Here is a 20,582-nt window from a genome sequence, read left to right as displayed (position 1 = left end):
CATACATGGCTTTTCTCGACCAGCATCCCGGCCTCGGCTACCCCGCCGCGGCCGCCCTGGGACTGCTGCTGGGCAGTTTCCTCAACGTCGTCATCCTGCGCCTGCCCAAGCGGCTGGAGTGGCAGTGGAAGCGCGATGCGCGCGAAGTCCTGGAGGAACCGGACTTCTATGAACCACCCCCACCGGGGATCGTGGTGGAGCCGTCGCACTGCCCGCATTGCAAGCACAAGCTGAGCTGGTACGAGAACATCCCCCTGTTCAGCTGGATCATCCAGGGCGGCAAATGCCGGCACTGCAAGGCGCCCATCTCACTGCAGTACCCGCTGGTGGAGGCGCTGACCTCGGTGCTGGTGCTGGCCTGTGTCTGGCAGTTCGGCTTCGGCTGGCAGGGCTTCGGCGCCATTGTGCTGACCTGTTTCCTGATCGCCTTGTCCGGCATCGACCTGCGCACGCAGCTGCTGCCCGACCAGTTGACCCTGCCGCTGATGTGGCTGGGGCTGATAGGCAGCATCGACAACCTGTACATGCCGGCCAAGCCTGCCCTGGTGGGCGCGGCGGTGGGTTACCTGTCGCTGTGGACGGTCTGGTGGCTGTTCAAGCAGCTGACCGGCAAGGAAGGCATGGGCCATGGCGATTTCAAGCTGCTGGCTGCATTGGGCGCCTGGTGCGGGCTGAAGGGCATCCTGCCGATCATCCTGCTGTCCTCGGTGCTGGGCGCCATCATCGGCTCGATCTGGCTGTACAGCCGGGGCCGTGACCGCGCCACCCCCATCCCGTTCGGCCCCTACCTGGCCATCGCCGGCTGGCTGTACTTCATGTGGGGTGCGCCATTGGTGGAGCAGTACCTGGTGATGAGCGGGCTGCGCTGAGGGGAGTCCCCATGAGCCGCTATGTGGTTGGCCTGACCGGCGGCATCGCCTCGGGCAAGAGTGAAGTGACCCGGCGCTTCGAGGCGCTGGGGATCGTGGTGGCCGACGCCGACCTGGCCGCCCGCGCCGTGGTTGCCGCTGGCAGCCCGGCGCTGGCCCGCATCGCCGAGCGCTTCGGCGCCGACATGCTGCTGGCCGATGGCGGCCTGGACCGGGCCCGGCTGCGCGCCCATGTGTTTGCCGACCCGGCCGAGCGGACGGCACTGGAAGCCATCACCCACCCGGCCATCCGCCTGCTGATGCAACAGCAGTGCGAGCAGGCCGCCAGCCCCTATGCAATTGCCGCCATTCCGCTGTTGACGGAGGTTGGTGGGCGGCAGGCCTATCCGTGGCTGGACCGGGTGCTGCTGGTGGATGCGCCGGAAGCCGTGCAGCATGCCCGGCTGATGCTGCGTGACGGCATCGACGCCGCGCTGGCCGACCAGATGATTGCTGCGCAGGCCAGCCGCGCACAGCGCTTGGCGCTGGCCGATGACGTGGTGGTCAATGATGGGCAGCCGGAGGACCTGCAGGTGCAGGTGGAACGGCTGCATGCACGGTATCTGGGGTTGGCCGGGGGCTGAGGCCGGGTTGCCGGCCAGCCGCCGGCACTACCGAAGCGCATCCACGCATGGCGCGGATCTACTGATCGGGCGTCCATGCATGGCGCAGGCTACTGTAGAGCCGAGCCCATGCTCGGCTCCGGGAGCCCAACGCAGCCGAGCGTGGGCTCGGCTCTACATGGTCGTCAGGGCCAGCGCCGACCAAGGTCGGCATCTACCGTTTACAGTGGCTTCGGCGAGAACGTCAGGGTGGCGATCACGCCGCGTTCGCCGCCAGGGCGCACGCTGACCTGCCAGCCGTACAGGTCGCACAGGCGGCTGACGATCGACAGACCGATACCACCGCCCTGCGAATGGCCGGCATGGGTGCCGCGGTAGCCACGCTGGAACAGCTTGGCGGCGTCTTCTTCGCTCAGGCCCGGGCCGCTGTCGGTTACCGACACCGAGTTGGTGCCGACGAACACGCGTACCTCGCCGTCCTGCGAATACTTCACGGCATTGCCGATCAGGTTGCCCAGCGCCACCGACAGGGCCGCTTCGGGCGCATCGATCACCAGGTTGCGCTCGCCTTCCAGCAGCAGCTCCAGCGGCTTGCCGCCCAGCTGTGCGCGATGTGCATCGAGCAGCTGCTCGGCCACGCGGGCGACGTTGCTGGTGCCCTGCCCGCGCTCGTTGCGCGACAGCAGCAGCAGCGCGCCGATCAGGTCGCTGCACTGCTGTTCGGCGCGCTGGATGCGCTGCAGGCGCTGCAGCACCTTCTCGTCCAGGCCGGGCCGGGTCAGCAGCAGTTCGGTAGCGCCACGGATCACCGCCAGCGGCGTGCGCAGTTCATGGCTGACGTCGGCGTTGAACTCCCGGTCGCGCTGCACCACCTCGGTCAGCCGCGAGGAATAGTCGTCCAGCGCCTGGGCCAGCTGCCCCACTTCGTCGTCGGGGAAGCGTGGCGCCAAGGGTTCGGGATCACTGGTACCGCCACGATAGGCACGCAGCCGCGCGGCCAGGTCCGACACCGGTTTCATCACCTTCGATGCCGACCACCAGCCCAGCACCAGCGACAGCACGCTGAACACCAGCACCGACAGCACCAGCGCGCGGTTGAGCTGCTTGCCGCCACGCACGCTGTCGGTCATGTCATAGGCGAGGAAGAACCAGGCGTCAGGCGTCTTGCGTACCGCCAGCTTGTAGGAATACGCCTCGCCGTGCTCATCGCCGCTGACGCTGTGGATGCCATCTGAGAAGCCCGCCCATTGCGCACGTTCTTCGCGCACCCGGTCGAATTTGTCCTTGGAGTAGGCGTACGCCTTGATCTGCAGCACTGGGGCATCCGGGTTGTGACCCGGATGTTCGTAATAGCGCCGCGCATACTCATCGATGTTGCGGTTCATCAGCTCTTCCACCAGCTGGTTTTCCACGCGCAGGCGGGCCCAGTTGGTGGCGAACGCGAACAGTGTTGTCAGGCAGAAGCCCAACAACACGAACGACACGATGATGCGGCTGCGCAGGCGTCGCCGATACGGCGTGCGTCGGCGCTCCCCCTTGGCTGCCACGGAATCAGGCTTCCGGGGTGGCGATGCGGTATCCGATGCCATGGCGGGTCTGGATCAGCGGCACTTCAAACGGCTTGTCGACCACCGCACGCAGGCCATGGATGTGCACCCGCAGCGAATCCGAATCGGGCAGTTCCTCGCCCCACACGCGGGTTTCCAGCTCCTGGCGGGTCACCACGGCCGGGGCCGCTTCCATCAGCGCCTGCAGGATCTTCAGCGCGGTCGGGTTGAGCTGCAGCAGCTTGCCCTGGCGACGGACTTCCAGCGTATCCAGGTTGTATTCCAGGTCACCGGTTTCCAGCACGCGGGTCTGCACGCCTTTGCCGCGGCGCGACAGGGCATTCAGGCGCACTTCCACTTCCTGCAGCGCGAACGGCTTGATCAGGTAGTCGTCGGCGCCGGAATCGAAACCCGCCAGCTTGTTGTCCAGCGAATCCCGGGCAGTCAGCATCAGTACCGGCGTCTGCTTGCGCGCTTCATTGCGCAGCTTGCGGCACACTTCGATGCCGTCCATGCCAGGCAGGTTGAGGTCCAGCACGATCGCGTCGAACTCGTGCACGACGGCGAGGTGCAGGCCAGTGACACCATCGGCCGCGAAGTCCACGGTGTGGCCACGATCCTCAAGGTAGTCGCCCAGGTTGGCGGCGATGTCGCTGTTGTCTTCGATTACGAGAATGCGCACTGGAACCTCTGGTTCTTGAAGGGTCGTCGGGGGGCCAGGCCCACCCCTGCAGGATGGACCTGCCGGAGTGGACGCGACGTCTACCTGCTGAACGATACAGGTTCCATTCTTAACATTTCGTACCGGCGCCGCGACCGTCGCGAATGGCCTGGGCCGGGGCCGTCGGTCAGCGGCTCATCCGCTGCTGGTCGGTCATCGCGCGGCGGCTTTCTTCCTGGGCCTTGCGGCGCTGGGCCACGGTCAGGCAGACGCTCTGCGGCATGTTGCTGCCGGTCAGGCGCTCGCGGCGGCAGATCATGCGGCTGTCGGCATGGGCACGGGTCATTATCGTGTTGACGATCTCCTGCTCGTTGAAGACGTCGTTACGCTCCTGCGGCGCAAGCTCATCAACCTTCTCGCGGCCATTCATCTTGATCTTGATGCGGTTCAGTGCCTGCTGCACCCGGCTCTTGTCCTCCAGCCCGATCTCGCTGTAGTCCTCGCTGCCGATGGCCGCTTCAACGCGGCGGATCTGCTCGGCCACCGGTGCGCCGCCGTCCATCCGAACGCCTTGCTTCTCGGCCTTGGCGTGCACAGTGGCAACCAGGCCCAGCGACAGCATCAGGGCCAGCGTGGTCTTGCGGTACATAACGCACTCCAGGTTCTTCCATGAATGGGGACCAACTTTACGACTCCGCCGATGCGCCCACAAGGGACGCTCGGCAGGGTGACCGTTGGCGATGCCTTGCGATCAGGGCTTGTAGTTGTTGAAGCGCTGAGTGTCGTTGAGCGCCTTGCGGCTTTCTTCCTGCGCCTTGCGGCGTTGCGCCACGGTCAGGCAGACACTCTGCGGCATGTTGCTGCCGGTGCTGCGCTCGCGACGGCAGACCATGCGGCTGTCGGCGTGGGCGCGGGTCATGATCGTATTGATCACTTCCTGGTCGTTGAAGACCTGGGTCTGGTCGTGCGGGCTGAGCTGCTCCACGTTCTGGTGGTCACCCACCGCCAGCTTGATCCGGCCCAGCGCCTGCTGCACCCGGCTCTTGTCCTCCAGGCCGATCTCGCTGTAGTTCTCGGAGCTGATCGCCTTTTCGACGGCCTGGATCTGCTCGGCCACCGGCGCCTTGGCGTCGAACTTCACTTCACTCTTTTCTGGCTTCGCCTGCGCCGTTGCGGCCAGGCCCAGGCACACCATCAGGGCAATCGGGGTCATGCGTTGCATCACTACCTCCATGTTCGTCCATGATTGAACGGCTAGAAACGGGAATCTGTCGATGCGGCCATGCGCAGCGCAAGGCAGGTGTGGGACACGGGGATCAGCGCCCGGAAGGCGGAACGAGGTTGCTGTAGCTGCGCTGGTCGTTGATCAGGGCCTTGCCCTTTTCCTCGATACGGCGCCGCTCGGCCACGGTCAGGCAGCGCCCCTTGGGCATGTTGCTGCCGGTGGTGCGCTGGTAGGTGCAGATCTGGCGGCTGTCGTCATGGCCACGGGTCAGCAGGGTATTGATCCGCTCCTGCTCGTTGAAGACGTCGGCCTGCTCCTGCGGTGGCAGCTCCTGCACGGTCTGGCGTTCGCCCATCCGCGAGCGGATCCGTTCCAGTGACTGCTGCACGCGGCTGCGGTCCTCATTGGACAACTCGGCGTATTCAGGAGTGGCCAGGGCTGCCTCCACCTGGCGGATCTGTCCGGCCACCGGCGCCTGCCGGTCCATCTGTAGGGCGGTCTTTTCCGGCTTGGCGGCAGCCGCGCCGGACAGCCCCAGCAACAACGCGATCATCGTGATGCGGTACATCGCCAGCCTCCGATCCATCCAGGAACGATGCGCGTCACTCTACGGCCGTCACGCGGCCTCCACAAGGGGCCTTCGGCAGGCATAAAAAAGACCCAGGCGGTGCCCCCGCCTGGGTCTGAAGTTGTATCCCGATACCGATCCTGCTGAGAGGCAGAGCTGCGGTTCGCTGAAGCCTACGCCGGCACCGATTAAAGGCTCGTTAAAGCCGGCGTCATTTGCCCATGAGAATCATAATTGGTTGAAATATCAGGGTTTTTTAAGCTTCTCGACGTGCTCGATGATACGCGTGGCGACATCCACTCCGCAGGCGGCTTCGATTCCTTCCAGCCCAGGTGTGGAATTGATTTCCAGCACCAGCGGCCCGCGCGCGGAGCGGATCAGGTCCACCCCGCACACGGACAGTCCCAGTGCCTTGGCCGAACGTACTGCCACCTGTTGCTCGGCGCGGCTGGCCTTGGCCGCTACCGCGGTCCCCCCGGCATGCAGGTTGGAGCGGAAATCACCTTCCGGCGCTTGCCGCTGCATCGACGCCACCACCTGGTCACCCACCACGAAGCAGCGCAGGTCGGCGCCCTTGGCCTCGCCAATGAACTCCTGCATCAGGAAGTTGGCGTACAGACCACGCAGGGCCTCGACGATGCCGCGCGAGGCACTGGCCTTCTCGGTGAGGATCACGCCCCGCCCCTGGGTGCCCTCGTTGAGCTTCACCACGTGCGGCGGCGGGCCGAGCATGGACAGCAGGTCGACGGTGTCATCGGGGTTGTCGCCGAACACGGTGACCGGCATGTCGATGCCCTTGGCCGCCAGCAGCTGGTGCGCGCGCAGCTTGTCGCGCGAACGCAGGATCGCATCGGACGGATTGGGGGTGCGTGCGCCCATCAGCTCGAACTGGCGCAGCACGGCGGTGCCATAGCGGGTGATCGAGGCGCCGATGCGCGGAATGACCATGTCCACACCGGTCATCGGCCGGCCCTTGTAGTGCATCGAGAAGCCATCGGCAGCGATGCGCATGTAGCAGCGCAGCGGGTCGAGGATGCGTACGGTGTGGCCGCGCGCGCGCGCCGCTTCGACCAGCCGGCGGGTGGAGTACAGGGTGCTGTTGCGGGACAGGATGGCGAGCTTCATCGCGGCGGGATCGGACGGCAGGCGCGCAGCATAGCGCGGGCGTGTGGCGGGTGGATGATGCTCTGCGAACGGCGGCATCTGCTCGCCTGGCAGTGCTGTGCGAAGATGCCCCTGCCGGCCAATGGACAGGACACGGCCGGCTTGCACAAACCAAGGAGAACCACAGATGCGAATGGGAATTCCGCTGTTGTTGCTGTTTGGCCTGGTGGGAGGCGCCACAGACGTACAGGCTGCGCCGACCCATGCAGTCTCCCGGCTCTACTTCGATGCCAACAACACCCTGATCGGCCAGGGCCTGCGCTACTGCACAGGCAAGACACAGCACCAGGGCGTTGCCTCACACGCCAATACGCGCTGGATCGATGTTTCCTACGCCTGCCAGGGCGACTCGACCGACGTTTCCTACGGCAGCTGGGTACCTGCCCAGCTGCGGCAGGATTTCTGCACGCTGTATGACGCCTGCACGTCACTGATGCCGTGGCCCGAACCCGGCCTGCCCGGCACCCTCGGCAACGGTTTCTACTCAGACTGACGCCCAGTAGTCGCCGCACTGTCTCCGGCGAAGGCAGCACCGTCGCCGGAGACCCCACCCACTACGCCCCGGAGGCATCATGCCGCTGACGATCCTTCCGCGCTTCTCCGAAGTGGATGTACTCGGCCACGTCACCAACACCGCCCTGCCCGTCTGGTTCGAGGAAGGCCGCCAGGAGATCTTCCGGCATTTCAGCCGCGAGGCCAGCATGCGCGACCTGACGCTGATCCTGCGCCGCTACGAGATCGACTTCCTGCAGCAGATACAGGCCGGACACGAAGTGCGCATCGAGACCCGCATCGAGAACATCGGCCGCTCCTCGCTGTCGATCGTGCAGCAGGCGTTCCAGTTCGAGGCCCTGGTGGCCAGCGGGCGCTGCGTGATGGTGCATTTCGACTACACAGCCAACGCCTCGCGCGTGATCGATGCAGAGCAGCGCCGGGCGTTGTCGGGGCTGTTTACCGAGGAGTATGCGCAGCTGATGCAATCGGCAGGCACATGAGTCATCCGGAAATCCGGTCATCCGCACCCATTTGCCGTCTCTGGCGGTGGAAGGGCCATCGCCGGGGACATCCTCATGGCTCATCCAGGGGATGCGTGCCGCTGATCAGCACGGGGCAGGCGCAACGAGAAGCACCCATCGCGGACACGCACGGCCAATGCGGTTTCCCGCCATTCCACAGGCAGCGCCAATGCCGTGTGTGGCGTGGGGATGCGTGTGATCGCCTCGAACGTCCAGTGTTCCTCATAGGCTTCGCAGCGAAGCGTTCCGTCATCGCCGACCGCGATCACATCGATCCAGGCCCCACTCCGGGTCTTGCCACTGCCGCCCATCGCACGGCGGCCGATGGCCTGCCAATGCCCCTGCCAGTGGACGAGCCACACACCCTCGATGGGACGCAGATCCCCATCAAGTACGCTGCCCGCCACCGCCACGCATCGCCCTGACGGGCTGGCGATGACCGTGTCCAGATCGCAGGCATGACGGTCACTGGCCTCGCCATCAAGGCAGAGGGCGTACGGGCAGACGCGGGTGAACAGGGACGGATGTGTGGTCAGGCGCAGGTCGTCGGGAAGCAGCGGGATGGCCTGCAGAACCCGACCGTCAGGCAGGACATGCCGCAATGCCTGCGGCAACCCGGCGGCCACTGCCGGATGTTCCTGTTCCAGCCATAGACCCCGACAGGGGCGCAGTGTGGTCAATCGACTGGGAAGATCGCGCAGCCACGCCGCAGCTTCGGCATCCCCGCCAAGCTGCCGACGCTCGTGCAGTTCCTGCCAGAACAGGCTGGGAACAATCGTCAGCAGGTGCATCACCCTCTTGTCCGCTTCGTCGTAGACGATCACGGCTTCGCTGCGATCAATGTAGCCACTGGCCACGCGCAGCACGCTTCCTGCCAGCTGCTGCCACTCACCACTGGCATCGTGGCTGCCGCTGGTCGATACGCCTTCAACGATGGCGCCATCGCGCAGCATCTGGGTGCTGTAGGCGGGCCCGCCCATACCCAGCTCGCCCCAGTCCAGCAGCACATCGTGCGTGGGCGGCCGAGTGGCAAAGGGCAGCGTCGCCCGCGAGCGCAGCTGTGCGCCGCCTACGGCATCGCCAACCAGATCGAAGCGCTGCAGCACGCCTCCCAGGGCAAGGCATGCGGCCAGGCCAACGACCACGCCCAAGGGCGACCACCAGGCCACGCAGATGGCGACCCAAGCCAGGAACGGCAGCCATTGGGTGTATCGGCGGAGGGTGATGCGATCAACAATCATGCGGGTGTGGTGGCTGCGACTTCGCACCAGAACGCTGATTCAAGCGCCCGGCACTCCAGGCATTCCGCCGAATCGATTCTCTTCCTCGCTCCCCGGAAGGAGCATGAGAGGAAAGAGAACGAACACACCCAACGGAATGAATGCGATCACCACGTACCAGCCGGACTCGTCGATATCGTGCAATCGCCGAACGGCCAGGGCCAGCATCGGCGGGAGGAGGACGATGACGGCAAACATCGCCACTGCCACTCCTGCTCCCTGCAGACGCTGGGACATTTCCCCATCGTAGAGATCGCTACCGATCAGCCAGGAGCTGGCATTCATCAGAATGTAGCCCAACCCCGCCACGAACCCGCCAAGCAGGGAATACGACCAGAATTCTGTCCGGTTGGATCGCCCTGAAAAATCAAGGCATCGCCTGATGGGCATGAGTGCAGCGATCATTCTCGCTCCGGGCAGCGGGCGCTGGGAACCAAAAGTTAACGATCTTTTAGCATCCCCAAGCCGAGCACCGACTGAATCTTCCGGCGCGACACAGCCTGGGAGACAGCGGGCGTTGCCGAGGAGGCCGCGCAGCCAAGAACAACATACCAATTGCCTCGCACTTTCATGGCCGTGAGCATCTTGAATCGAAGCACTGGCTTCCTGAAGCGACGGATTGGTTCAATTCCGGTTTTCCCAAAAGACGCTTCTGCTAGCTTCATCGCTCACTCATGGATTTGAGGTTTTACATGGCTGCGATTTCCTTTCCCCTGATGCTTGCACTGCTTTCGGCCCAGGCGTCGGTGGCACCGAATGTGGAACGTGAGCACAGCGGGCACTCAGGGGCATCCTCGATCGGGCCGGGCATCTGTGATCCTGGCATGGACATGTTGCCGAACCACGGTGGCGTGGCGGTCCGGCGATGCGGCAAGAATGGTACGGTCTCGGGCGTTGGCAGCAATATCGATGATGCGACAGCCAATGCGAATGGGCTCCTCGCCGTCGCCGAGGAAGGCCCCGTATGCAGCGTCCTCGCACACGATCCATATGTCAGCATCCCAGCACCCGGCGTCGGAATCAAAGGGCAGTGCGATTCCACCTCCCTTTCCGCCTACGGCCTGTCGACAACGACCGCGGGGAGGAACCTGCTCGAACTGGCCATCAATCTTGCTGCGACGCAGGCAAGCTGCAATGTTGACTACTACTACGGGTCGGCACACGGCTACAGGTATCCCTACACCTGTAGCCGAGCAGGTCAGTCCTGGAGCATTGCCGGCATTGGCTCCAGCGTCGATGATTCAAACGCGATTGCAATGCGCCTTGTGAAGAAATCGTCCGAAACAGGCACGCACTGCTACTTCGACAATGCCGAACTGAATGGCGTCGTATTCCGTGCCTATCTGCATTGCAACGGGTCAACGTATACCGGATTCGGAAGCTCCATCACTGCCGCCGCCAAGGACGCGGCCGCGCAAGCGGGCGCATAAGCCACTCGGGCTGTGGTTCGGAGGAGCCACAGCCCAACGCATTGAAGAGAGAAGTCAGGGCGCTGCCACCACACCCTGGCTTCGGTGTGGTTCAACCATTGCGCCGCGTCTGCCTGGGGTGAATACCCTGGAGACATGGAGCGGGCGATGGGAATCGAACCCACGTCAGTAGCTTGGGAAGCTACAGCTCTACCATTGAGCTACGCCCGCGTTGCGGTGGAAAGTCTATGCGGAGCGGCCGGTGTTGCGCAATGGTGGCCGGTCCATCCTGCCATGCAGCGGCGGGGTTGGAGCCCTTTCCCTGCGGAAAGGACCCCGCCCCCGCTCTGGATCAGAAGCTGCCGCTGACGGTGGCGAAGACCGAGGCATCGCGGGCGCGCTTCTGCGCGGCCGTGGTGCTCAGGCCAACGTTGCCCTGCAGGCCGAACAGGTCCATGCGCGCACCCAGCACGGCGGTGGCGTAGTTCTTGTCGAAGTCCAGGCCCGGCACGCGGTAGCTGCCCAGTTCCGGCAGCGTCTGCAGCCAGGCGCTGGCCTGCTTGGTGTCCTCGAACTCGTGGTCGTAGGTCACCTGCACGTACGGCTTGACGGTGCCGCCATCGAAGCGGGCCTGCCAGCCGATACGGCCGACGGTGGAGTCGACGTTCTGGCGGTCGTAGCCCAGGGCAGTGGCCAGCGTGCCGGCGGCGGCGCTTTCGCTGTAACCGTCGATCTTGACCTTCTGCCAGATCACCGCAGCGACCGGACCATGGCGGAAGCCACCTTCGGTGCCGAACTCATAACCGGCGTTCAGTGCAGCAGTGAGGTTGCTGCCATCCGGCGAACCACCGTGCTCGCGGGTGGCCGGGCCCAGCTGGACCTTGCGGTTCACGTCATACGACAGCCAGGTGTAGCTGACCTGGCCGTTGACCCAGACGCGGTCGCCGTACCATGCCGCGAACAGGCCGGCGGTGGTGTCCTTCTGGGTGAAGTCGCCACGGCTGTTGCCGAAGTCGGCATTCAGGCGGCCGAAGCCGGCGAAGCCGCCGAGCACCACGCCGTCGCGCGCCCAGTCGATGCCGAACAGGCCGGCCGGAGCGAGGCCGTCATACAGGTCCGCGTGGTCGTAGCGCTGCAGGTCGCCACGCACGCCACCCCACCACGACAGGCCATCGGCCGGACGGGCGCCCAGGTGATTGCTGACCTGATCGGCACGCGAGCGGCCGATGGTCTGTGCCGAGTGGCTCAGCACCTGCTGCAGGCGCGGTGCTTCCAGCACCGAAACGGCGTACTGACCCAGCAGCTGGTGGCCAGCGACGGTCGGATGCACGCCATCGGCGAACAGATAGGTCTGGTACGCATCCGGGCTGACATAGCTGGTCGGATTGCAGGTCAGGATGCTGACCGTCGAGTTGTTCGGATCGATCTTGCAGGCGGTGCTGGTGACGTTGGTGAAACCGTACATGGCCGGGTTGGCAGCCACTTCACTCAGCACGGTGAAGGTATCCAGCGGAATGAACTCGATGCCGGCCTGCTTCAGGCCACCGTACAGGGCCTTGTTGTAACCCGCGGACAGCGCAGTGGCGGTGGCCGCATTCGGGCCACGGAATGCCGGAGTCAGGCCGACATTCGGCAGGTTCGGCACCAGCACGTACTGTGCCCCTGCCTGCTTCAGCGCGCCGACCAGGGCAATCTGATCGGTAACGGCTGCGCCGATGATGGCCTGGGCCTGCGTCGGAGCGCCAGCTGCAGCGAACAGGTCGTTGGCGCCACCCCATACGGTGTACAGGGCATTGCGATCTGCCTTGCCGCCGTTCGCAGCCAGGTAACGGTTGGCCTGCGTCTTCAGCGACGGGATGACGCCCAGCGCGCTCGGTACGTCCACGCTGACACGGGCACCGCCTGCGGCGTAATTGTCACCGTTCTGGCCATTGCCGTTGGCGCCGTTGTTGAGGCCGTAGTAGTTGGCCACCTGTTGTGACCACACCCAGCCCGGGTTGGTGGTGAACTGACCGGTGGCCCCCTGGGTGGCCGCCGGCAGCAGCGGACGGAAGTAACCGGCGTCGGTCAGGCTGTCACCGAAGAACACGGCCTTCGAGTACGGGTTTTCGCCTGCCATGGCCGGAAGCGCGGCCAGCGCGATCGCGGCCGCCATCAGGGAGCGGATCGGGTGTTTGCTGAGCTGCATGTAGAAACTCCTGTGGGGAAGATAGGTAGGAATCCGGCGCACGTACGCCGGCGCACGGTGAATGGTTTCACCGCGCCGCCTTTTGCTCACGCTGCGCCGCCGCATGGATTGTCGCCTGATCGCCTGACAGTGCGCTGTGCCAGCGTTGGCGCCCGGAGGAAGTTGCAAGCATTCCGATCCTGACGTGCCATCAGCGACAATGAGCGGATGAACATCCAGCTCAATGGCGAACCGCGTACCCTGCCCGCTTCGGCGACCCTCCACGACCTGCTCGAGGCCGAGCAGCTGCTGCAGCGCCGGGTGGCGGTGGAGGTCAACGGCGAGATCGTCAGCCGCAGCCGCCATGGCGAACATGCGCTGGCCGAAGGCGACGTAGTGGAGATCGTGCACGCGCTGGGCGGGGGCTGATGGCCGGGGTCGGATCCCATCGAATTGCGATGGGCTCTGCCCCAGAACCACTTCGCAGCGGGTCAGAGCCCTTTGCCCTGGCAAAGGGATCCGACCCAGCCCTCTACGTGACCCCATCTTCAGGCGGATAAGCGATAATCGCGCCATGAACGTTCAAGTCTCCCCCGATTCGCTGGTGATCGCCGGCAAGACCTATGGCTCGCGGCTGCTGACCGGCACCGGCAAGTTCAAGGATCTGGAAGAAACCCGCCTGGCCACCGAGGCTGCAGGCGCCCAGATCGTCACCGTGGCCATCCGCCGCACCAACATCGGGCAGAACCCGGGCGAGCCGAACCTGCTCGACGTGCTGCCGCCGGAGCGTTTCACCATCCTGCCCAACACCGCCGGCTGCTACACCGCCGAGGATGCCGTGCGCACCTGCCGCCTGGCCCGTGAGCTGCTGGACGGCCACAACCTGACCAAACTCGAAGTGCTTGGCGACCAGAAGTCGCTGTACCCGGACGTGGTGCAGACCCTCAAGGCCGCCGAGCAGCTGGTCAAGGACGGTTTCGAGGTGATGGTCTACACCTCCGACGACCCGATCCTGGCCAAGCGCCTGGAAGAGATCGGCTGCGCTGCGGTGATGCCGCTGGCCGCGCCGATCGGTTCGGGCCTGGGCATCCAGAACAAGTACAACCTGCTGCAGATCATCGAAGACGCCAAGGTGCCGATCATCGTCGACGCCGGCGTCGGCACCGCTTCGGATGCGGCGATCGCGATGGAGCTCGGCTGCGATGGCGTGCTGATGAACACCGCCATTGCCGGCGCGCGCCACCCGGTGCTGATGGCCAGCGCCATGCGCAAGGCGGTCGAAGCCGGACGCGAGGCCTTCCTGGCCGGGCGAATCCCGCGCAAGCGCTATGCCAGTGCGTCGTCGCCGATTGACGGGTTGATCGGCTGATGACCAATCCTTTCGACAGCGCGGGTTCCAAGGCCCCGCCCAAGCCCTTCACGGTCAGTGAAGGTCGCCGCGAAGTGCGCAGTTTCGTGCTGCGTCAGGGCCGCTTCACTCCGGCCCAGCAGCGCGCGTTCGACGAACGCTGGCCACGCTTCGGCCTGGACTACAGCGGCCAGCCGCGTGACCTGGATGCGACCTTCGGCCGTCCCGCGCACAAGGTGCTGGAAATCGGCTTCGGCAATGGCGCGGCCATGCGCTTCGCCGCCCAGCACGACCCGTCGCGCGACTACATCGGCATCGAAGTGCACGCCCCCGGCGTGGGCCGCCTGCTGAACGCGCTGGCCGAGGACGAAGCCGACCACGTGCGCCTGTACCACCACGATGCGGTGGAAGTGCTGCAGAACGAGATCGCCGATGGCGCGCTGGATGAAGTGCGCATCTACTTCCCGGATCCGTGGCACAAGAAGCGCCACAACAAGCGCCGCCTGCTGCAGCCGGCGTTCGCCGAACTGATCGTGCGCAAGCTGCGCCCGGGCGGCCGCCTGCACTGCGCCACCGACTGGGAGGACTACGCCGAGCAGATGTGGGACGTGCTGGACGCCACCGCTGGCCTGGTCAACCGCGCCGGTCCGCGTGGCAGCGTGCCGCGCCCGGACTGGCGGCCGCAGACCCACTTCGAGACCCGCGGCCAGAAGCTCGGCCATGGCGTCTGGGACCTGTTGTACGACCGCACCTGACGATCGCCTGAGGACGCCGCTCCCCACATGGATACCGCGCTGACGCTGACCAACGACATGAAGCTCGTGCTCGGGCTGGTCGGCTTCACGATGGCGATGTTCCTGTTCGAGCGCATCCGCGCCGACGTGGTCGCGCTGGTGGTGCTGGTGGTGCTCGGCGTCACCGGCCTGATCGCGCCGGAGGAAATCTTCGGTGGTTTCTCCGGTAACGCGGTGATGAGCATCATCGCCACCACCATCCTCGGTGCCGGCCTGGACCGCACCGGGGCGCTGAACCGGCTGGCCGCATGGCTGCTGCGGCGCGGCCATGGCGTGGAGCAGCGGCTGCTGATGATGACCACGGCCATCGCCGGCCTGAACTCGTCCTTCATGCAGAATCCGTCGGTGATGGCGCTGTACCTGCCGGTAGCCTCGCGGCTGGCGGCGCGCACGGGCCTGACCATGCAGCGGCTGCTGCTGCCGATCTCGGCGGCGATCGTGATGGGTGGCGCGCTGACCATGGTCGGCAACTCGCCGCTGATCCTGCTGAACGATCTGCTGGCCTCGGCCAACAACAACCTGCCCTCGGGCCTGGCCACCATCGAACCGCTGCGCATGTTCGCGCCGCTGCCGATCGGCGTGGCGCTGCTGATCGCTTCGCTGCTGTACTTCCGCTACTACGGCGACCGCAAGCTGGTGGAAGAGGAAAGCCTGGTCAACGACGGGGTCACCCCGGCACGCACCGAGAGCTACTTCGCAAAGACCTATGGCATCGAAGGCGACGTGTTCGAACTGGTGGTCAGCGCTGAAAGCCCGCTGGTCGGCATGACCCTGGGCGAGGCCGAGAATCTGCATGATGCGCCGCTGCTGCTGGCCCTGAAAACCGGCAATGACACCCGCCTGGCGCCACCGGCGGAAATGCGCATCTGGGTCGGCAGCGTGCTGGGGGCGATGGGCCCGCGCGAGCAGATCCACGATTTCGCGCAGAACCAGTTCCTGCGCATGTCCTCGCGCCTGAAGCACCTCGGTGACCTGTTCAACCCCAGCCGCGCCGGCATCTCCGAGGCAGTGGTGCCACCGACCTCGAACGTGATCGGCAAGAGCGCGGCCGACCTGCGCCTGCGCAAGGAGCGCGGCATCAGCCTGCTGGCGATCAACCGCGACAAGCAGGTGATCCGCGAGGACGTGCGCGATGTGCAGCTGCGTGCCGGCGACATGCTGGTCTTCCACAGCATCTGGACCGACCTGGCACAGGCCGCCAGGAGTCGTGACTTCGTGGTGGTAACCGACTACCCGACCGGCGAGCAGCGCCCGCACAAGTTCAAGATCGCGATGGCGATCTTCGCGTTGACCATCCTGATCGCGCTGACCAGCAAGCTGCCGGTGGCGCTGACCCTGATGACCGGCGTGGCCGGCATGCTGCTGACCGGCGTGCTGCGCATGGACGAGGCCTACGCCTCGATCAACTGGAAAACAGTGTTCATGATGGCCGGGCTGATCCCGCTCGGCTGGGCGATGGACTCCAGCGGCGCGGCGGCATGGGTGGCCGGCCACACCATCGACAAGCTGCCTACCGGCATCCCGGTATGGGTGCTGGAAGTCGCACTGGCGCTGCTGACCACGGCGTTCTCGCTGGTGATCAGCCATGTGGGCGCGACCATCGTGATGGTGCCCATTGCGGTGAACCTGGCGCTGGCCGCGGGCGGCAACCCGACGGCGTTCGCGCTGATCGTGGCGCTGTCGGCGTCCAACAACCTGATGACGGCCTCCAATCCGGTGATCTCGATGATCACCGGCCCGGCCAACTACACCCCACGCGAAATGTGGCGGGTTGGCGGACCACTGTCGCTGATCTATACGTGCGTGGTGGTGTTGATGATCAACCTGATGTTCTGAGGGTTGGGATTTGTTGGCAGGGGTGCGCCCTGCACCCGCCGAGGCAACGACAACGACAACGGCAACGGCAACGGCAACGGCAACGGCAACGGCCTGCATTCCTTGGGATGGCGGGTGGGTCCGGTTGCGGGGGACGCCGTAAACCCCCAGACCGGCCCAGCCGCTGGCGGCTGTGCGTTCGGGCGCTTGCGAAGCAGTGCTTCGCAAGCAAAGCGCCCTCACCCATGGGGGCTTGGCCGCGGCATCCATGCCGCGGACACCCCCGCCACCGGACTCACCCCGCCTTCGACAGATTTCCGCGATCTGTCGGAACGGCATGGACCGCTGTTGGTAGGTGTCGACCTTGGTCGACACGACTTTTGTAGAGTCGAGCCGTGCTCGACTGCTTCCGGCCTCAGGCCAGGTAGACCTGCCCGTCGCGCACGTCCACCGGCACCGCGCGCAGGCGGTCGCCCTTGCAGGGGCCGGCGATGCAGTCGCCGCTGTCCAGCGCGAACGAGGCGCCGTGCGCTGCACATACCAGGTGGCCTTCGCGGCTCTTCAGGAACTGGCCCGGTGCCCAGTCCAGGCGGCGACCGGCATGCGGGCAGATGTTCAGGAACGCCCGCACCTGAGACCCGTCGCGATACAACACCAGCGACTCGGCATCCCCATCGACCACCGCCTCGACCTCGGCGAACGCGCCATCGGCAATGGCATCAAGGGCGATCAGGGCAGCAGCGGCAGTCATGGCGAAGGCTCGGACAGTAAACGCGCATTGTCGCACGCCCACTCAGGTGACTGGCTGCAACATGAACACAAGTCATTGATTCGTAATAAGCACAGGCTATATTTAACGAGTTTTTCACTCAAAGACAGTGGCACCTCCCGATACTCTGGTTTCGCTGATTCCAGCCTATCGAGCCGCCATGTTCAATCGCGCATCCGCCTTCAACCAGTTCCGCACCCTGTTCGCGCCGCGCAAGCCGCGTCACCCGCTGGTGCGCGTTGCCGTGGGCCTGCTCGGCCTGGCGATCCTGGCCGCGATGGTGTTCATTGGCGTGTTCGTCGGTGCGGCGATGATCCTGGTCGGCCTGGCATGGAAGCTGCTGGCTTCGCGCAAGCCGGGCACTGCCCGTCCTCTCGACCCGAACGTGGTCGAGGGCGAGTTCCGCGTGGTGCGCAAGCCGGTGCTGCCGGCCTCGCGTTGATCCACGCCCTCCGCGCCCGCTGACGGCGGGCGCCATGCGTTCTAGACTGCGGGCACGCCCTTCCTGGATGCCCGCATGTCCGATGTCTCCGATGTGATTCCTGCCGTAGCCCTGCCGCGTGTGCCGGTGGTGGGTGGTGGCAGCTTCCCCGTGCACCGTATCTACTGCGTCGGCCGCAATTTCGCCGACCATGCCCGCGAAATGGGCGCAGCGGTGCCGGCGGCCGACGACCGCGGCCGTCCGATGTTCTTCAGCAAGCCGGCCGATGCGATCGTGGTCGGCCACGACGATGCCATCCCCTATCCCCCGGCAACCGCCAACCTGCACCACGAAGTGGAACTGGTGGTGGCGATCGGCCGTGATGCGCCGGCCGGTGAACTGGCCGTGGCCGATGCCGATGCGCTGGTCTACGGCTATGCAGTCGGACTGGATCTGACCCGTCGCGACCTGCAGGCCGCCGCCAAGGACAAGGGCCATCCGTGGGATGCAGCCAAGGGCTTCGATGCTTCGGCACCGATCAGCGAGATCGTGCATGCCGCTGAAGTGGGCGACCTGGCCGCGCTGAACCTGTCGCTGGAGGTCAACGGCGAGGTCCGCCAGCAGGCCCTGCTCGACCAGATGATCTGGAACGTGCCGGAGATCCTGCATGAGCTGTCCAAGCTGTGGCAGCTGCGTGCCGGCGACCTTGTGTTCATGGGTACCCCGTCCGGGGTGGCGGCGCTGAAGCCCGGCGACCGTTTCAGTGCCCGATTGGAAAACGTGGCCGAGCGCCACGGCGTGATCGCCGGCTGACATCACCTGCGCTACCCTGCGCGCTGTCCACTTCCCCCACCGGAGAAAAACAACAATGGGAATGCTCACCGAGTTCAAGGAATTCGCGATGCGCGGCAACGTCATCGACCTCGCCGTCGGCGTGGTGATCGGCGCGGCCTTCGGCAAGATCGTGACCGCGCTGGTCGAGAAGATCATCATGCCGCCGCTGGGCATGCTGATCGGCAAGGTGGATTTCTCGCAGCTGGCGTGGACGCTGTCACCGGCCAGCATCGGTGCCGACGGCAAGGAAATCCCCGCCGTGGTGATCGGCTACGGCGACTTCATCAACACGCTGATCCAGTTCGTGATCGTGGCCTTCGCCATCTTCCTGGTGATCAAGGTGATCAACCGCCTGTCGCGCAAGAAGGAAGCCGCTCCGGCCGCACCGGCCGAGGAAGTGGTGCTGCTGCGCGAGATCCGCGACAGCCTGAAGAAATAAGGCGGCCTACCGGTAGTGCCGGCCGCTGGCCGGCAACGTCGGAACAACCGTGGTGCCGGCCAGCGGCCGGCACTACCGCGACTGCACGAAAGCCCCGCTCCGGCGGGGCTTTCGCTTTGCCGGACGTGGCGGAAAACAGCGTTCGCGCCAGCCATGACCTCCCGCCCATGCGCGGGCCTGAACGACTGTTAAGCTCCAAGGCTTGGTCCCTTCCCGGAGCTGTCCATGCGTCGCCGCATCCTTGCCATCGCATCCTCCCTCGCCCTGCTGGCCGCCCCGGCCTTCGCGGCGCCGCACACCACCACCCTGCCCCCGGCTTCGCTGGCCACCGCTGCGCAGCTGCGCGACCAGGCGCTGGCTGACGACACCGGCTGGAAGGTGGTCGAATCGCTGACCACCGAGATCGGCCCACGCATCGCCGGCAGCGAAGCTGACGCTCGCGCCGTGGCCTGGGCCGAAGCCAAGTTCAAGGCACTCGGTTTCGACAAGGTCTGGAAAGAGCCGGTGACCTTCCCGAAATGGGAGCGCCGCAGTGAACACGCCGCCGTAACCGGCAGGAACCCGCAGCCGCTGCAGATCACCGCGCTGGGCGGCAGCCCGGGCGGCACGGTGGAAGCCGAAGTCGTGCGCTTCGCCGACCTGGCTGCGCTGCAGGCAGCACCGGCCGGTTCGTTGAAGGGCAAGATCGCCTTCGTCGATTACCAGATGCTGCCCTTCCGCGATGGACGCGACTACGGCCGTGGCGGCGCGATCCGCAGCAAGGGCCCGTCCGAGGCGATCCGCAAGGGCGCGGTCGGTTTCCTGATGCGTTCGGCCGGTACCGATTCCCACCGCGTGCCGCATACCGGCATCACCCGCTTCGACGACGGCCTGACCCCGGTGCCGTCGGCGGCACTGTCGGTGCCCGACGCCGATCAGCTGGCCCGCCTGCTGGCCCGTGGCAGCACCACGGTGAAGGTGGCGCTGGACTGCGGCTGGGATGGCACCGCCACCTCGTACAACGTGATCGGCGAGATCACCGGCCGCAGCCTGCCCAAGGAAGTGGTGGTGATCGGTGGTCACCTGGATTCCTGGGACCTGGGCACCGGCGCGGTGGATGACGGTGCAGGCGTGGGCATCACCATGGCCGCTGGTCATCTGATCGGCCAGCTGAAGCAGGCGCCGAAGCGCACCATCCGCGTGATCGCGTTCGCCAACGAAGAACAGGGCCTGTATGGCGGCAAGGCCTACGCCGAAGCGCATGCCAAGGATGTGGCCCTGCACCAGCTGGCCGCCGAGAGCGACTTCGGTGCTGGCCGCATCTACGCCTTCAACACCGGTTCGCCGAACCCGGAAGGCTCGCGCGAAGCGACGAAGCAGATTGCCGAAGTGATGAAGCCGCTGGGCATCGAGTACCAGGCCGACAAGGGTGGTCCGGGCCCGGACGTCGGCCCGCTGGCGGCCAAGGGCGGTGCATGGGCGTGGCTGGCGCAGGACGGCTCGGACTATTTCCACCTGCACCACACCGCCGACGACACGCTGGACAAGATCGACCCGAAGGCGCTGGCACAGAACGTGGCCGCCTACACCGTGTTCGCGTATCTGGCGGCGGAAGCCGATGGCAGCTTCGGCAGCGAAGCCAAGGCGACCACGCCGCCGAACGAATGACGCAGTA

The 20,582-nt window shown here is 65.6% G+C and carries 23 protein-coding genes and 1 tRNA gene; 13 read left to right on the top strand and 11 right to left on the bottom strand.

The window, feature by feature from the left end:
* Nucleotides 1–5: 5 nt before the first annotated feature.
* Together DI041_RS15555 and coaE are read left to right on the top strand one after the other, a co-directional pair.
* A complete protein-coding gene (locus DI041_RS15555; protein ID WP_032128827.1) occupies nt 6–869 on the top strand; it encodes a prepilin peptidase in 864 nt (287 codons plus the stop codon).
* An 11-nt stretch (nt 870–880) separates the two neighbouring features.
* A complete protein-coding gene (gene coaE / locus DI041_RS15550; RefSeq protein WP_136639336.1) occupies nt 881–1,492 on the top strand; it encodes a dephospho-CoA kinase in 612 nt (203 codons plus the stop codon).
* Between the two features lie 200 nt (nt 1,493–1,692).
* Here the strand turns inward: coaE and DI041_RS15545 are convergent, their stop codons facing one another.
* From DI041_RS15545 to rimK, 6 genes are all read right to left on the bottom strand, one after another.
* Nucleotides 1,693–3,060 (bottom strand): sensor histidine kinase, encoded by a 1,368-nt coding sequence (locus tag DI041_RS15545; protein WP_012511942.1) that lies wholly within the window; start codon nt 3,058–3,060, stop codon nt 1,693–1,695.
* The gene (locus tag DI041_RS15540; protein WP_005410804.1) at nt 3,023–3,700 is read right to left on the bottom strand and encodes a response regulator transcription factor; all 678 of its coding nucleotides are present in this window, start codon (nt 3,698–3,700) and stop codon (nt 3,023–3,025) included. The genes DI041_RS15545 and DI041_RS15540 overlap by 38 nt, the downstream gene beginning before the upstream one ends.
* 166 nt (nt 3,701–3,866) lie before the next feature.
* Nucleotides 3,867–4,328 (bottom strand): hypothetical protein, encoded by a 462-nt coding sequence (locus tag DI041_RS15535; protein WP_046985456.1) that lies wholly within the window; start codon nt 4,326–4,328, stop codon nt 3,867–3,869.
* Nucleotides 4,329–4,430: 102 nt separating this feature from the next.
* Complete coding sequence (locus DI041_RS15530; protein WP_046985457.1) at nt 4,431–4,901, bottom strand: hypothetical protein; 471 nt, start codon at nt 4,899–4,901, stop codon at nt 4,431–4,433.
* 94 nt (nt 4,902–4,995) lie between these two features.
* Entirely contained in the window at nt 4,996–5,472 is a 477-nt protein-coding gene (locus DI041_RS15525; protein ID WP_046985458.1) for a hypothetical protein, read from the bottom strand.
* Nucleotides 5,473–5,718: 246 nt separating this feature from the next.
* The gene (gene rimK / locus DI041_RS15520; RefSeq protein ID WP_006387331.1) at nt 5,719–6,597 is read right to left on the bottom strand and encodes a 30S ribosomal protein S6--L-glutamate ligase; all 879 of its coding nucleotides are present in this window, start codon (nt 6,595–6,597) and stop codon (nt 5,719–5,721) included.
* A gap of 166 nt (nt 6,598–6,763) precedes the next feature.
* Here rimK and DI041_RS15515 point away from each other — a divergent pair, with 166 nt between their 5' ends.
* Both DI041_RS15515 and DI041_RS15510 read left to right on the top strand, forming a co-directional pair.
* Nucleotides 6,764–7,129 carry a hypothetical protein gene (locus tag DI041_RS15515; RefSeq protein ID WP_248298490.1) on the top strand — a complete coding sequence of 122 codons (366 nt, stop codon included), beginning with the start codon at nt 6,764–6,766 and terminating at the stop codon, nt 7,127–7,129.
* A gap of 79 nt (nt 7,130–7,208) precedes the next feature.
* Nucleotides 7,209–7,631 (top strand): acyl-CoA thioesterase, encoded by a 423-nt coding sequence (locus DI041_RS15510; protein WP_046985460.1) that lies wholly within the window; start codon nt 7,209–7,211, stop codon nt 7,629–7,631.
* Between the two features lie 80 nt (nt 7,632–7,711).
* Here the strand turns inward: DI041_RS15510 and DI041_RS15505 are convergent, their stop codons facing one another.
* Both DI041_RS15505 and DI041_RS15500 read right to left on the bottom strand, forming a co-directional pair.
* The gene (locus DI041_RS15505; protein WP_136639337.1) at nt 7,712–8,893 is read right to left on the bottom strand and encodes a hypothetical protein; all 1,182 of its coding nucleotides are present in this window, start codon (nt 8,891–8,893) and stop codon (nt 7,712–7,714) included.
* Between the two features lie 39 nt (nt 8,894–8,932).
* A complete protein-coding gene (locus DI041_RS15500) occupies nt 8,933–9,337 on the bottom strand; it encodes a DUF805 domain-containing protein (protein ID WP_136639338.1) in 405 nt (134 codons plus the stop codon).
* 287 nt (nt 9,338–9,624) lie between these two features.
* Between DI041_RS15500 and DI041_RS15495 the strand changes: the two genes are divergently transcribed.
* Nucleotides 9,625–10,362: a hypothetical protein gene (locus DI041_RS15495; RefSeq protein WP_046985478.1), complete on the top strand. Its 738-nt coding sequence runs from the start codon at nt 9,625–9,627 to the stop codon at nt 10,360–10,362.
* A 136-nt stretch (nt 10,363–10,498) separates the two neighbouring features.
* Here DI041_RS15495 and DI041_RS15490 read toward each other — a convergent pair.
* Both DI041_RS15490 and DI041_RS15485 read right to left on the bottom strand, forming a co-directional pair.
* Nucleotides 10,499–10,572: transfer RNA gene (locus DI041_RS15490), tRNA-Gly, on the bottom strand.
* A 121-nt stretch (nt 10,573–10,693) separates the two neighbouring features.
* Nucleotides 10,694–12,529, bottom strand: coding sequence for an autotransporter domain-containing esterase (locus DI041_RS15485; protein ID WP_046985463.1), 1,836 nt, complete (start codon nt 12,527–12,529; stop codon nt 10,694–10,696).
* 207 nt (nt 12,530–12,736) lie between these two features.
* Between DI041_RS15485 and thiS the strand changes: the two genes are divergently transcribed.
* From thiS to DI041_RS15465, 4 genes are all read left to right on the top strand, one after another.
* The gene (gene thiS, locus DI041_RS15480; RefSeq protein WP_046985464.1) at nt 12,737–12,937 is read left to right on the top strand and encodes a sulfur carrier protein ThiS; all 201 of its coding nucleotides are present in this window, start codon (nt 12,737–12,739) and stop codon (nt 12,935–12,937) included.
* A gap of 145 nt (nt 12,938–13,082) precedes the next feature.
* The gene (locus tag DI041_RS15475) at nt 13,083–13,877 is read left to right on the top strand and encodes a thiazole synthase (protein ID WP_006387459.1); all 795 of its coding nucleotides are present in this window, start codon (nt 13,083–13,085) and stop codon (nt 13,875–13,877) included.
* Entirely contained in the window at nt 13,877–14,611 is a 735-nt protein-coding gene (gene trmB, locus DI041_RS15470) for a tRNA (guanosine(46)-N7)-methyltransferase TrmB (RefSeq protein ID WP_136639339.1), read from the top strand. Before DI041_RS15475 ends, trmB begins: the two co-directional genes overlap by 1 nt.
* 27 nt (nt 14,612–14,638) lie before the next feature.
* Entirely contained in the window at nt 14,639–16,486 is a 1,848-nt protein-coding gene (locus DI041_RS15465) for an SLC13 family permease (RefSeq protein ID WP_046985466.1), read from the top strand.
* A 394-nt stretch (nt 16,487–16,880) separates the two neighbouring features.
* Here DI041_RS15465 and DI041_RS15460 read toward each other — a convergent pair whose 3' ends face one another.
* Nucleotides 16,881–17,216, bottom strand: a complete 336-nt coding sequence (locus DI041_RS15460; RefSeq protein WP_046985467.1) for a Rieske (2Fe-2S) protein — start codon at nt 17,214–17,216, stop codon at nt 16,881–16,883.
* A 178-nt stretch (nt 17,217–17,394) separates the two neighbouring features.
* Here DI041_RS15460 and DI041_RS15455 point away from each other — a divergent pair, with 178 nt between their 5' ends.
* The 4 genes from DI041_RS15455 to DI041_RS15440 all read left to right on the top strand — a co-directional run bounded on the left by DI041_RS15455 (nt 17,395) and on the right by DI041_RS15440 (nt 20,575).
* Nucleotides 17,395–17,676 carry a hypothetical protein gene (locus DI041_RS15455; protein ID WP_046985468.1) on the top strand — a complete coding sequence of 94 codons (282 nt, stop codon included), beginning with the start codon at nt 17,395–17,397 and terminating at the stop codon, nt 17,674–17,676.
* Between the two features lie 75 nt (nt 17,677–17,751).
* On the top strand, nt 17,752–18,468 hold the full coding sequence (locus DI041_RS15450; RefSeq protein WP_006387611.1) for a fumarylacetoacetate hydrolase family protein: 717 nt from the start codon (nt 17,752–17,754) through the stop codon (nt 18,466–18,468).
* 55 nt (nt 18,469–18,523) lie between these two features.
* A complete protein-coding gene (gene mscL, locus DI041_RS15445; protein ID WP_046985469.1) occupies nt 18,524–18,928 on the top strand; it encodes a large-conductance mechanosensitive channel protein MscL in 405 nt (134 codons plus the stop codon).
* 225 nt (nt 18,929–19,153) lie between these two features.
* On the top strand, nt 19,154–20,575 hold the full coding sequence (locus tag DI041_RS15440) for a M28 family peptidase (RefSeq protein WP_136639340.1): 1,422 nt from the start codon (nt 19,154–19,156) through the stop codon (nt 20,573–20,575).
* Nucleotides 20,576–20,582: the final 7 nt, after the last annotated feature.

It is taken from the genome of Stenotrophomonas maltophilia, from assembly GCF_004920835.1.
Lineage (GTDB): Bacteria > Pseudomonadota > Gammaproteobacteria > Xanthomonadales > Xanthomonadaceae > Stenotrophomonas > Stenotrophomonas maltophilia_AQ.
The sequence above is the reverse complement of the archived record's forward strand: the minus strand, read 5'-3'. Positions and strand labels throughout refer to the sequence as shown.

Bases quoted from the DNA above. Each gene is read 5' to 3' on its own strand.
- DI041_RS15555 (WP_032128827.1), top strand. From the start codon at position 6: ATGGCTTTTCTCGACCAGCATCCCGGCCTCGGCTACCCCGCCGCGGCC.
- coaE (WP_136639336.1), top strand. From the start codon at position 881: ATGAGCCGCTATGTGGTTGGCCTGACCGGCGGCATCGCCTCGGGCAAG.
- DI041_RS15545 (WP_012511942.1), bottom strand. From the start codon at position 3,060: ATGGCATCGGATACCGCATCGCCACCCCGGAAGCCTGATTCCGTGGCA.
- DI041_RS15535 (WP_046985456.1), bottom strand. From the start codon at position 4,328: ATGTACCGCAAGACCACGCTGGCCCTGATGCTGTCGCTGGGCCTGGTT.
- DI041_RS15530 (WP_046985457.1), bottom strand. From the start codon at position 4,901: ATGCAACGCATGACCCCGATTGCCCTGATGGTGTGCCTGGGCCTGGCC.
- DI041_RS15525 (WP_046985458.1), bottom strand. From the start codon at position 5,472: ATGTACCGCATCACGATGATCGCGTTGTTGCTGGGGCTGTCCGGCGCG.
- rimK (WP_006387331.1), bottom strand. From the start codon at position 6,597: ATGAAGCTCGCCATCCTGTCCCGCAACAGCACCCTGTACTCCACCCGC.
- DI041_RS15515 (WP_248298490.1), top strand. From the start codon at position 6,764: ATGCGAATGGGAATTCCGCTGTTGTTGCTGTTTGGCCTGGTGGGAGGC.
- DI041_RS15510 (WP_046985460.1), top strand. From the start codon at position 7,209: ATGCCGCTGACGATCCTTCCGCGCTTCTCCGAAGTGGATGTACTCGGC.
- DI041_RS15505 (WP_136639337.1), bottom strand. From the start codon at position 8,893: ATGATTGTTGATCGCATCACCCTCCGCCGATACACCCAATGGCTGCCG.
- DI041_RS15500 (WP_136639338.1), bottom strand. From the start codon at position 9,337: ATGATCGCTGCACTCATGCCCATCAGGCGATGCCTTGATTTTTCAGGG.
- DI041_RS15495 (WP_046985478.1), top strand. From the start codon at position 9,625: ATGGCTGCGATTTCCTTTCCCCTGATGCTTGCACTGCTTTCGGCCCAG.
- DI041_RS15485 (WP_046985463.1), bottom strand. From the start codon at position 12,529: ATGCAGCTCAGCAAACACCCGATCCGCTCCCTGATGGCGGCCGCGATC.
- thiS (WP_046985464.1), top strand. From the start codon at position 12,737: ATGAACATCCAGCTCAATGGCGAACCGCGTACCCTGCCCGCTTCGGCG.
- DI041_RS15475 (WP_006387459.1), top strand. From the start codon at position 13,083: ATGAACGTTCAAGTCTCCCCCGATTCGCTGGTGATCGCCGGCAAGACC.
- trmB (WP_136639339.1), top strand. From the start codon at position 13,877: ATGACCAATCCTTTCGACAGCGCGGGTTCCAAGGCCCCGCCCAAGCCC.
- DI041_RS15465 (WP_046985466.1), top strand. From the start codon at position 14,639: ATGGATACCGCGCTGACGCTGACCAACGACATGAAGCTCGTGCTCGGG.
- DI041_RS15460 (WP_046985467.1), bottom strand. From the start codon at position 17,216: ATGACTGCCGCTGCTGCCCTGATCGCCCTTGATGCCATTGCCGATGGC.
- DI041_RS15455 (WP_046985468.1), top strand. From the start codon at position 17,395: ATGTTCAATCGCGCATCCGCCTTCAACCAGTTCCGCACCCTGTTCGCG.
- DI041_RS15450 (WP_006387611.1), top strand. From the start codon at position 17,752: ATGTCCGATGTCTCCGATGTGATTCCTGCCGTAGCCCTGCCGCGTGTG.
- mscL (WP_046985469.1), top strand. From the start codon at position 18,524: ATGGGAATGCTCACCGAGTTCAAGGAATTCGCGATGCGCGGCAACGTC.
- DI041_RS15440 (WP_136639340.1), top strand. From the start codon at position 19,154: ATGCGTCGCCGCATCCTTGCCATCGCATCCTCCCTCGCCCTGCTGGCC.